At 71.5% G+C, this 8,452-nt stretch carries 10 protein-coding genes and 1 pseudogene; 3 read left to right on the plus strand and 8 right to left on the minus strand.

Annotated elements, in window-relative coordinates; translation table 11 throughout:
- Nucleotides 1–320: 320 nt before the first annotated feature.
- A pseudogene (locus tag IE329_RS38130) lies at nt 321–443 on the minus strand (IS481 family transposase); the annotation flags it as partial.
- Between the two features lie 13 nt (nt 444–456).
- Nucleotides 457–1,080, minus strand: coding sequence for a LexA family protein (locus tag IE329_RS42170; RefSeq protein ID WP_373311434.1), 624 nt, complete (start codon nt 1,078–1,080; stop codon nt 457–459).
- 231 nt (nt 1,081–1,311) lie between these two features.
- Between IE329_RS42170 and IE329_RS38135 the strand changes: the two genes are divergently transcribed.
- Together IE329_RS38135 and IE329_RS38140 are read left to right on the plus strand one after the other, a co-directional pair.
- Nucleotides 1,312–1,956 carry a dihydrofolate reductase family protein gene (locus IE329_RS38135; RefSeq protein WP_190215664.1) on the plus strand — a complete coding sequence of 215 codons (645 nt, stop codon included), beginning with the start codon at nt 1,312–1,314 and terminating at the stop codon, nt 1,954–1,956.
- 73 nt (nt 1,957–2,029) lie between these two features.
- Nucleotides 2,030–3,241, plus strand: coding sequence for a glycosyltransferase (locus tag IE329_RS38140; protein ID WP_190215665.1), 1,212 nt, complete (start codon nt 2,030–2,032; stop codon nt 3,239–3,241).
- 50 nt (nt 3,242–3,291) lie between these two features.
- Here IE329_RS38140 and IE329_RS38145 read toward each other — a convergent pair whose 3' ends face one another.
- The 5 genes from IE329_RS38145 to IE329_RS38165 all read right to left on the minus strand — a co-directional run bounded on the left by IE329_RS38145 (nt 3,292) and on the right by IE329_RS38165 (nt 6,204).
- Nucleotides 3,292–4,071, minus strand: coding sequence for a class I SAM-dependent methyltransferase (locus IE329_RS38145; RefSeq protein WP_190215666.1), 780 nt, complete (start codon nt 4,069–4,071; stop codon nt 3,292–3,294).
- A 24-nt stretch (nt 4,072–4,095) separates the two neighbouring features.
- Nucleotides 4,096–4,281 carry a hypothetical protein gene (locus tag IE329_RS38150; RefSeq protein WP_190215667.1) on the minus strand — a complete coding sequence of 62 codons (186 nt, stop codon included), beginning with the start codon at nt 4,279–4,281 and terminating at the stop codon, nt 4,096–4,098.
- Between the two features lie 33 nt (nt 4,282–4,314).
- A complete protein-coding gene (locus IE329_RS38155) occupies nt 4,315–4,692 on the minus strand; it encodes a hypothetical protein (RefSeq protein ID WP_190215668.1) in 378 nt (125 codons plus the stop codon).
- Between the two features lie 258 nt (nt 4,693–4,950).
- Nucleotides 4,951–5,247 carry a hypothetical protein gene (locus IE329_RS38160; RefSeq protein WP_190215669.1) on the minus strand — a complete coding sequence of 99 codons (297 nt, stop codon included), beginning with the start codon at nt 5,245–5,247 and terminating at the stop codon, nt 4,951–4,953.
- A gap of 99 nt (nt 5,248–5,346) precedes the next feature.
- A complete protein-coding gene (locus IE329_RS38165; RefSeq protein WP_190215670.1) occupies nt 5,347–6,204 on the minus strand; it encodes a hypothetical protein in 858 nt (285 codons plus the stop codon).
- Nucleotides 6,205–6,383: 179 nt separating this feature from the next.
- On the opposite strand from IE329_RS38165, the gene IE329_RS38170 reads away from it, so the two are divergent.
- Nucleotides 6,384–7,214, plus strand: a complete 831-nt coding sequence (locus IE329_RS38170) for a hypothetical protein (protein ID WP_190215671.1) — start codon at nt 6,384–6,386, stop codon at nt 7,212–7,214.
- Between the two features lie 125 nt (nt 7,215–7,339).
- Here the strand turns inward: IE329_RS38170 and IE329_RS38175 are convergent, their stop codons facing one another.
- Nucleotides 7,340–8,065: a dienelactone hydrolase family protein gene (locus tag IE329_RS38175; RefSeq protein ID WP_190215672.1), complete on the minus strand. Its 726-nt coding sequence runs from the start codon at nt 8,063–8,065 to the stop codon at nt 7,340–7,342.
- Nucleotides 8,066–8,452: the final 387 nt, after the last annotated feature.

The following is an 8,452-nucleotide window of genomic DNA, read 5'->3' on the forward strand; positions in this document are numbered from 1 at the left end:
GCTACCGCACCGCCGGCACCACCTTCACCGACACCGTCCCCGCCACCGGCTGACCGCACGTAATACCGTCCGCCGGCCGCCCGACGGGCGGCCGGCGGACGGCCACGGAAGGCTCGGGACGCGAGCTCACGAACAGCATGCCGCGATGACGTCTTCCCCCCGGGACAACGGGACGGGAAGACGTCGTCGCGCGTATCCGTACGGCCTCGTCACACGATCATTGGCCATGGGCGTTGCGGCGTCGCCAGCAGATGAGCGTGCAGGCGAGTGGGACGAGGGCGTCGGAGGTCGAGGCGTCTCTCCCGGCGGACGGCCGCGCTTTCGGACAGGATCTCGCTGTGGGCGAGGCGGGAACGGTCGTCCACGGCGTTGTGCGGGTAGCTGCAGCCCGTCCCTGAACGGTTCCTACGACCTGCCTCCCGGCCCATCTTGCGTCCCTCGCCCGGGACCTCCGCGCTACGAGCGGCTCCTGGAAGCCGCCGGACTGCGACCGGATGGTGCGAGTCCTGGGCCCGCCATGCCGAACGGAGTGGAAGCGGGGGCCAGGCGCACCGGGACAGGGCCTCGCCGTGCCCGGGGGTCCGTACCCCCGACAGGGCCCGCCCGTCCTGGCCGGGAACGGCCTGCCGGCCGTGGCCGGGCATCCGCCGGTCCACGGGAACCGGGCACCCGGACCGAAGCGGGACCACGGATCACCAGACACTCCCGGTGGACCTCTTGCGGCTCCCCGAACAGGCCGAACCGGCAGCATCGCCGCTGCCGGCCGGCCCTCTGCAGGGCGGCGTACGAGGGAGGCGACTTGCCGAGGGTGGTCGCCTGCCAGGCGGGGATCGGGTCGCATGCTGGGTTTCGAGGCATCAGCCAGGTGTGGCCGTCGGCGGTCCGTGGCTGCTTGACGGTGGCCTCGCAGCCGTCCAGGAGGGCGGTGACGACGTCACCGTGCCGGTCGGTGTCCTGGCGGCGGATCGTCACCCAGGTGCGCAGGGAGGAGAAACACCTGAAGGACCCCGGCTGCCGCCTGCGCGTCCACGTCACCATCGTCACCGCCCGCAACGCGCCGGCGCACGAGAGGGCAGTCATGAGACGTCGCTGCCCGGGCCCGGGCTTCGGGTGTGGCAGTCTCGTCGGTGATCGCGCTCGTGGTGGAGGCCTTCGGCAGGGGCGGGCCTCTGCTCACGGCGGCGGATCGTCAGACCCCCGCAGCATGATGGGTCAGGACGCCGCCGGCCCGGTCGGCCGGCCGGTCAGGGACGCAGTGACGGGATTCTGCGGCCTTCTCACCAACGTTGTCCGAGAACACCGGAGGAACACGTGGCTCAACTGTTGAGGGTCCAGAACTTCATCGTCTCCAGTGACGGCATCGCTGCCGGTGTGGACCAGAGCTTCGAGCGGCCGTTCGGCCACGCCCACCCCGAGGAGCTGTTCGCCTGGGCCGGTGCGACGGCGAGCTGGCCCAATCGTACGGACCCCGGGGGGAGCCGGGGTCTCGACGACTACTTCACCCGCGACTTCGCCCGCAACATCGGCGCGGAGATCATGGGCCGTAACAAGTTCGGGCCCCAGCGCGGGCCCTGGCAGGACCACGAGTGGCTCGGCTGGTGGGGCGACGAGCCGCCGTTCCGCACCCCGGTGTTCGTGATGACCCACCACCGACGTCCCTCGTTCACACTCTCCGACACCACCTTCCACTTCGTCGACGGCGACCCGGCCACGGTTCTCGAACGGGCGCGCGAGGCAGCGGACGGCAAGGACGTCCGGCTCGGCGGCGGAGTCACCACCGTCCGGCAGTTCCTCGACGCGGACCTCGTCGACACCATGCACGTGGCGGTCTCGCCGGTGAAGCTCGGGTCCGGACTGCACCTCTGGAAGTCCCCCGACGAGCTGCTCGACCGGTTCCACCTGGAGGTCGTGCCGAGCCCGAGCGGCGTGACACACCACCTGTTCTGGCGGAGGTGACCTGCCGTCAGGGCAGCCGGGCGGCGGCCGCGCGCGGTGCTCGGGGCGGCGACGAGTGGGGGAGAATCACCGCATGCGAATCCTGATCATCACCGCCGGATCGCGGGGAGACGTCGCCCCGTTCACCGGCCTGGGGCGGCGCCTGCTGGACGCCGGGCACGAGGTCGCGGTGGCCGCTCATCCGTCCTTCGCCGAACTCGTCGGTGGATGCGGCCTCGCCCACCGGCCCATGCCGGGCGACCCGCAGGAGTTGATCCGGGCCTGGGCCCGGGCGGCGTCGCGGGCGGAGGCCCGGGCGCTGACGGCGGCGTACGCGGCCGGGCTCGCCGACGGTGTGGCGACAGCCGTGGCGGACGGCACCGACCTGGTGCTCACCGCCTTCGGCCCGGCCCCGCTCAGCCGGACGGCCGGCGAGGCGTTGGGCATCCCCGTCATCGAAACCCACCTCGTACCGGGGGTCGCCACCAGGGAGTTCCCGCTGCCCGGCGCATCGGCCGCCGAAGGCCTGGGGCCGGAGGGCAACCTGGCCGCCGGCCGGGACACGGTGCGGCGCCGGGACAACCTCTTCGCAGATGCCGTGACCCGGCTCCGTGACCGCCTCGGGCTGCCCGCGGGCGGACCGGCGCCGCAGGGAGACGACGCCCGGCCGGTCTTCGCCGGCTTCAGCCCGACGGTGGTGCCGCGACCGGCGGACTGGCCGTCCCGGGTCGAGGTGACGGGCTACTGGTGGCCTCCCCGGCCGGACGGCTGGAGCCCCCCGGCCGAGCTGGCCGACTTCCTCCAGGCCGGCCCGCCGCCGGTGTTCATCGGGTTCGGCAGCATGGCACCGGGCGAGGGGGAACGACTGAGCGAGCTGGTGGCCGCTGCGGTGAAGCAGGCGGGCGTGCGCGCGGTGGTGCAGGCGGGGTGGGCCGAGCTCAGCGGCGGTGGTGACGACCTCCTGGCGATCGGCGACGTCCCGCACGACTGGCTCTTCCCTCGCACGGCCGCCGTCGTCCACCACGCCGGCGCGGGAACCACCGGAGCCGCGCTACGCGCCGGCGTGCCCGCGGTACCGGTCCCCGTCATGGCCGACCAGCCCTTCTGGGCGGACCGGCTCCACCGGCTGCAAGTCGCCCCCCGGCCTTTGCCGTTCCAGGACCTCGACGCCGACAACCTCGCCCTCGCGATCACGGCCTGCGTGACCGACCCGGCCCCGCGCCGCCGCGCGGGCGAACTCGCCCGCCGGATCGCCACGGAGGACGGCGTCGGCGCCGTGCTCGCCCACGTCGCCACACTGGCGTGACTGGGCGAGCGAATCTCGGAACGAAGTCGACGAGAGGCAACCGCTGACTGTTACGGAGACGAAGTACGCTGAGCGGTGAGTACAGGCTGGTAGTACCCGCTGGAGGCCGGGGTGTGCCAGGCGAGGCTGGTGAAGCCGGCTTCAGTGACGAACTCCGTTAGCTGCTGGCGGGTCAGTGCCCAGTAGGTGGTGCGGCGGACTCGAACATTCCAGGTGTTCTGTGCTGGGGTGAGTTGGAAGTGCTCAAGGTCGTAGCGTTCGCCGTCCTCGTGCCAGTGCCAGAGCTGGAAGTTGATCACCAGGCCGTCGGGGGTCTCGGAGACCTGGGGTGGAGTTGCTGCGGGTTTGGCCAGGCGGGCGTCGTCGTAGTCCCGGAGGGTGATCACCAGCAGTCCGTCGTCTCGGAGCACGCGGCGCATGCCGATGAGTGCCGCCTGGAGGTCCTGCGCGGACAGCAGGTGCGGGAGTGAATTGTCGGCGCACAGGACGACGTCGAAGATCGACGATTTGAAGGGCAGTTGACGCATGTCCGCGGCGGCTGCCGGAAGGCTGACGCCACGGGCTGCCGCTTCGGCTGCGGCTCGTGCGGCTGCGAGGGGACTCAGGTCACTGCCGATGACTTCGTGCCGCCCCAGGGCCAGTCCGATCGCTTGGGTCCCGATCCCGCACGAGCAGTCCAAGATTCTGTGCGGTCCCGGCCCCAGACGCGAGTGCAAGAACTCGTCCAGCACCTGGGCTTGATGCGCCATGCTCGCATCCCAGTCCTGGAAGATCAGGTGGTAGTCGCGGGCCAGTTCGTCGTAGAAGTCCCTGGTTGAGGATTCGGACATGTGCGCCACCATAGTGCGTGACTGTCAGGCGGGCGTGCCATTTGAATGACTTGCCAGGCCGATCCAGCCCCTGCCCCCAACGCCGACCGGCGCGTTGAGAATCCTGAGCAGGATCTCGCGGTCCTCGGCCCACTCCTGCAGCACCAGTGCTGACAGCAGGAAGAACGAGGGGTGCCGGGCGTCCGCCTCCAGATATGGGCCACTCGTCATAACGTGGGCCCGGGCATCTGCTGTGCCGAGGATTCAGTGCCGTCCCCCATTGCGACAACTCCGGCACATCACCCCAACCGCCACTCCCCCGGCAAGGGGAAACTCAATGAACAACAAGAGGACGAGCAGGTAGCTGACCACAAAGACCGGCATCGGGTCCTGCGTCTTCAGGTTCGGGTCCGAGAAGGCCGCGAACTCGATGAGGAGAACGACTGCGCCCGAAACCGCCGACACCATGAGGAATGGCCATGCTTGAACGCGTCCGAGCGTGAACCCGAACAAGAGTGTCGGAGCTACGCCCAGCATCAGTACAGCCAGAAGAACAGTCACGCCCCCAAGGTCATTGGCGAAGTGGAAGACCTTGAGCAGCCATGGGCCCAAAGCGACCAGCCCCACCCATCCCACAGACATGAGGTGCACCCAGCTCGGAGCCGCCCTGCAGCGCTTGAGCGCCGACCGGGACCCTGCCACCTCCACCACCACACCCCCGAGCGCAACTTGTCACCGACATCATCCCCGAATTATTGAACATGTTCAATACGAATCGGATGCCTTCATGGCATCCACCAGGGAGCCGGCAGCCCACTGCACGGAGACACAACGGGTCCCGGGCTGCTCATCCGGTCCGCCGCAGCGCGGCCGGCCGCCCCGGCCGCACTCCTCGCCTGGTCAGGCTTCGGCTCGGCCTCGTTCCTCGGGATCGGCGACGAGACCGCCGGCGAACGGAAACGCCTCCAAGAACTCGCGCCGGCCCGGTTCCTGCTCGGCCGCCGCCAGGCCGGCCAGTGTGGCCAGGAACCGGTCACGCTGGTCAGGTGGCAGCCGGTTCAGCACCCAGCTCACGCCCTCCATCATCTTCACCGCGGCGTCGGGGTCCACCTCGTCGTCCTCGCAGCTGTCGAGGAACCGGAGAACGTCCACGACGAGTCCGGCAAGGACGGGCACCAACGGGTCCGTGTCAGTCATTCCGGCAAGGTATCCGACCCCCCTGACAGCAATCCGATCGCGTCGGCCCACGACATCGTGGCCACCTGCGACTTCAGGAGGGAGCGAGCTCAATGCCCGTCAGGGTTCGTGTGTGATAAGCGGGCCGGCCGGCTCGGGCGGGGCGTAGGCGAGCAGGCGTGCGTGATGCCGTGCGCGGGCGGCGGCCAGTTCTTCGGCGATGTCGGGGTGGGCGTGCGGGAGATGCTCGGGGTGGCTCCGGTAGGTGTCGTAGCCGATGGAGCCGGAATCCGGTTCCAGCTCCCGCAGCACGAGCAACCGGCGGATCTCCTCCAGCTCCGGCCCGTCCTCGCAGGCCCAGACCGCGTCCTCCAGCAGCAGTCGGTCGAGTTCCCGGCGCAGGCGGCAGTCCCGGCAGGCGGACGCCTGCCGCTCCGAGGTCCTGAGCAGCTCGGTCAGGGCCTGGCGCAGCGGCTCCGGGGTGCGGCCCGGCTGTTGCCAGGTGCCGCGAAGTACGCCGTCCGCGTCGGACCAGGAGATGACGACCAGCTTCTGCTGCTCGGGCGTCTGCGGACGGTCGGCCTCGGCGGCGACGAGTTGCACGCGGAACAGCACCATCTCGTCGTCCTTGGCCCCGATCCTCGGATGGTCCGCCGGGTCGAGCGCCCACTCCAGGAAGTACTCGCGGGACGCCGCCTCGGCGGGCAGGTCCACCGGGGTGTCGAACTGGCGCGGCTCCTCCCCCGGCAGGGCCGTCACCTCGAACGCCGGGCCCAGCGGCGAGCCGGCGGCGTCGAGGTCCCGCCGGCGGAACTCGACCAGGCGGGACAGGAAGCGGCGCAGCCGCAGCACCGGAGGGCTGCGGCGGTCCGTGGGGTTCAGCCGCACCCGCACGACGGCCCGGCCGCGTACCGTGCCCGCCAGTTGGACGCGGTCGAATTCGACCTGGAGTGCTTCGGTCCGGTCGGCCGGTTCCACAGGTGCTCCTTCTTGTCCGGTTGTGGGCGGGGACGCCCCGGCGCGGCCGCCGGTTCCCGGCCCGGGTCCGGCTCGGGTGCGGCTCGGGTGCGGTTCGATTCGGTTCGGTTCGGCCGGACCGGCACGCGCGGTGGCGTCACACTGAGGATGACAAAACTCTTCCGGGGAGGGGACCGTCCATGCCGTCCGAACACGTTCCTGTCATTCCGTCGGATGCGACGCGCATCAGGCTGGGCTCCCTCGTCGTCTGCCTGGATGCCGCGACGGCCGAAGCCGAGTTCGAGCGCCGGCCGTTCCTGCGGGAGAAGGAGGTGGAGGTCGACTGCGGCCCGACGGTCCTGCACGTGGGCGGGAACCTGGCGATGGGCTGGAGCGCGTGGTCCGACGGCAGGATCCTGCTCGGACACGTCCTGCCCAGGACGGAGCGGCCGAGGCGTCTCACCGCTGTCGAGGAGAGCGGTCTCGTCCACCACTTCACGAGCGCTCTGTTCGGGCAGGACGAACTCGACCCACGGCTCTGGATGCGCTGGCTGGATGCCACCGGCTTCAGCGAGGAGGTGGTCCGGTCCGTGTGCGACGAGCGGCGCTACGTGGCGGACCACCACGCCTCCCGCGTCATCGAACTGCGTTCCTTCCGGCTGCACTTCTCCGACCGGCCGGACGAACTCGTCTGGCTGCTGCGGGAAAGGGTCGTCACGGCGCTGGGCGAGCCGTTCCGCGGCGTCGACGGGCCTGACCCCACCGACGCGGCGGCGGTCTCCCGCGACCGGAGGCTGTGGCTGTACGCCGACGAGGCCGCGGCCCTGGCGCAGTTCGCTGCCCGCGACGACGGGCGGCCTGCGATCGTGACCCTCCAGGAGGCCGTCCCTCTGCTCGGCACCACCGACGACGCGCTGCGCGAGGCACTCTCACGGGCCGACGACGTGGTCCCGCGGACCGCCGGTGTCACCGGCCGCACCCACTGGTACGTCCTGGAGCACCTGGCCGAGTGGCTCACCGCGCGGCCTTGAGACGACCCGTCGCCGGCGGAGTGCGGTGGAGCAGGTGCTTCGTGGCCGGCACGCTCACGCGAGCAGGCAGCCCGCCACCGGCAGCTCGCCACCGGTGCGCGGTCGCGGTTCCCGGTCGTCGCGTGTCATTGCGTCAGGGGAAGGCACTCGGCGAGCAGGTCGACGACGTCGCGCCAGGCTCGCTGCGCGTGCCGCGGGTGGTGGCCGACGCCGGGGACCGTGGGGTGGTCGACCGGCGGGTGGTGGAACGCGTGCAGGGCGCCGCCGTAGACCACGAGGCGCCAGTCGACGCCCGCGGCCTGCATCTCGGCGGTGAACGCCTCCCGTTGCGCGGGCGGCATGATCGGGTCTTCCGACCCGACCCCGGCCCACACCGGGCAGCCGATGCGCGCCGCCTCGCCCGGCCGGCCCGTGGTCAGTGCGTTGACCGTCCCGATCGCGCGCAGGTCGACGCCGTCGCGCCCGAGTTCCAGCGCGACGGCGCCCCCGGTGCCGTAGCCGACGGCGGCGATCCGGTCGGGGTCGGTCCGCGGTTCGGCGCGCAGCACGGCGAGCGCAGCGTGGCCGATGTCCCGCATCCGGTCGGGGGCGGCGAGCAGCGGCAGGCATCGGGCCAGCATCTCCTCGGGGTCACCCAGATAGCGCCCGCCGTGGAGGTCGAAGGCCAGGGCCACGTACCCCAGCTCGGCGAGGGCATCGGCGCGCCCGCGCTCGACGTCGCTGAGCCCCATGCCCTCCGGTCCGAGCAGCACCCCGGGCCGGCGGCCGACGCCGGCCGGGACGGCGAGGTGCCCGGTCATCGTCAGGCCGTCGGCCAGGTATTCGACCGTACGCGTCGTCGTCATCGTCATGGGACTGGACCGTAGTGCTGGTCGAGCCCGGTCGGACCGGTGTTCACCGCCGGCGGAACAACGCCGGGATCTCTCTGAGATGCGGCGACGGCTCACCGGATCCGTCCCGGACCGCTTCCCGACCACCCGGTTCCCGGGCCGGGCACAACGGTCCCCCTGGGGCTCCCCGGTGGTGCCGTGGCGGCGGGGGACGTACAGGCAGTAGGTGACACGGGGGGCACGGGCAAGTGCGAACAGCGGCGGGGAGCCGGTGAGGAACTGCTCCGCGGGATGGTCGGGGGGCAGCTGCCAAGGGGAGAGGGGGGCTTCGGTGGGCACCGGTCGACTCCTTCGAGCGGCAGCGGTGCGGGACGGGCCGCGCGGTACTCCGGCCGTCCGGCCGGCGGG

Origin of the sequence: Kitasatospora indigofera (assembly GCF_014655955.1) — a bacterium.
In the GTDB taxonomy this organism is placed as follows: domain Bacteria; phylum Actinomycetota; class Actinomycetes; order Streptomycetales; family Streptomycetaceae; genus Kitasatospora; species Kitasatospora indigofera.